At 63.1% G+C, this 1,876-nt stretch carries 2 protein-coding genes; both read left to right on the top strand.

The genetic code is table 11. The annotated features are described in order from the left end of the window. On the top strand, window positions 1–964 hold a 964-nt coding region (locus AC1DQP_RS20060), incomplete at its 5' end, for an exo-alpha-sialidase (protein ID WP_478052376.1). A 196-nt stretch (window positions 965–1,160) separates the two neighbouring features. Beyond that, window positions 1,161–1,876: alpha/beta fold hydrolase (locus tag AC1DQP_RS20055; protein WP_478052375.1), on the top strand; the 716-nt coding region annotated here is incomplete at its 3' end.

Here is a 1,876-nt window from a genome sequence, read left to right as displayed (position 1 = left end):
CTGGACCGATACGGCCACGGTCGATGCGGAGAATGCGGGCTGGGGCCGCCTGGCACGCCTGCCCGACGGACGCTGGCTGGCGGTGACGACGCGCTATCCCGGTGGCGAGACCACCACGCTGCAGCTCTCTGTCAGCGACGACAAAGCCCGCACGTGGGCGCCGCTCTCCCGGGTGGAAGAGCCCAAGCGAAAGCTCGACAACGGCGAGCTGATGGTCCTGCCCGAAGGTCGCGTTCTGCTGGCGATGCGCTCGCTCATCGATGGCGTGTCTTACCGATTGAACGTGTATGCCAGCGACGACCAGGGGCGCAGYTGGCGGTTCCTCAGCACCATCACACGCAACGAATCCCCTGCCGGTCGCAAGGACCGGGGGGTGTGGGAGCCGGTGTTCACGTACCTGGAAGATGGCACCTTATCGGTGGTCTACGCCGACGAAACCCGGGCGGACGAGCAGCCCTCCTATAACCAGGTGGTATCGCAGCAACTGTCCCGCGACGGAGGGCGCACCTGGAGCAAGGCGGTGACGATCGCCAACCAACCCGGTGGCGGTCTGCTCCGGCCTGGCATGCCTGTGATGGCGCGGCGTCCGGACGGAGGTTACCTGATGGTGCTTGAGACCTGCGGGGATGACCCGCAGTGTCCGGTTTCCTACAAGACTTCCGCCGATGGCCACACTTGGCCGGCAGGCCTGGGCACTCCGCTGGCGGACCAGCGCTGTGGCCCCCACGTCATGACCACCCAAAGCGGCACCATGTTTGTCACCTCCTGCTCCAACGAAGTGAGCGCAAGCGAGGATGGCGGTGTCAATTGGAAGACAGTGAGGCCGCCCGCATGGCCGATCGGCTTCCGCCACTCCTGGCCGGCAGTGGTCGAATTCGGCCCGCAGGAAATTGGCGTGGTCAATGTGGTCGACGGAAGCGTGAAAGTCCGATTTGGAACTTACACGTCAACGGATCGCAACTGAGTACCGCTAACCCTGGCTAGTGACCACATAGGTCAGCGCGTCGTCGGCTTCAACCGGCCAACGGCGGAGATGCTACTCAGTTCACCCACCTGACCAAGGTGACCCAGCGAAAAAAACCCCGTTCGGCTACTGCTTCTATGGCGGCAGCCATTGCGTCACAATACTCGCACCTGTTCCCTCATGCTCTTCCATTCCAATGAGCAATCGAATCCTCTGGCTCCTCACTCTGACAGCTGCCGGGCTTGCGATTTTCGACTCGTCCGCCGCCTCTTGGCCTGAAAGCCGTAGCGATGCCGTAAAAGTGGTCGCGGAGATCCGCCGAGTGGTTGCGGACGACGGCGTGGAGCGGCTGGAGAAGGTCCGCATCGGCGGCATCGATCAGTGGGTATCGATCCGTGGGTCGAATCGTCGCAATCCAGTGCTTCTCATGCTCCACGGCGGGCCGGGCTGGGTATCGATGCCCACCAGTTGGTATTTTCAACGCGGCTGGGAAGAGTATTTCACGGTCGTCCAGTGGGACCAGCGCGGCGCTGGCAAGACCTACGCCGCTAACGAACCGTCCGTGATAGCACCCTCCATGACGCGCGAACAGATGGTCGCCGATGCGGAGGAGATGGTTGCATGGCTGCGGCGGGAGTTCGGAAAGGAGAAGATCTTCCTGCTGGGCCACTCTTGGGGCAGCTACCTCGGCCTGGAGGTCGCGCAACGCCATCCCAATTGGCTGCATGCCTACATCGGCATCGGACAGATATCCAACGCCCCGGAGAGCGAGCGGCGCGGGTGGGCGTGGACCCTTCACCAAGCCAAGGAGGACGGAAACGCGAAAGCAGTAGCCGAGCTCCAAGAGCTAGCCCCGTATGCGCAAGGCGCCGCGCCGGTTCCCTTGCAGAGCCTCTTCAAACAGCGCAAGTG

The sequence above is a fragment of the Stenotrophomonas sp. P5_A8 genome, from assembly GCF_056400545.1.
Note: the sequence above shows the minus strand (reverse complement) of the source record. Positions and strands in the feature narration are given on the sequence as shown.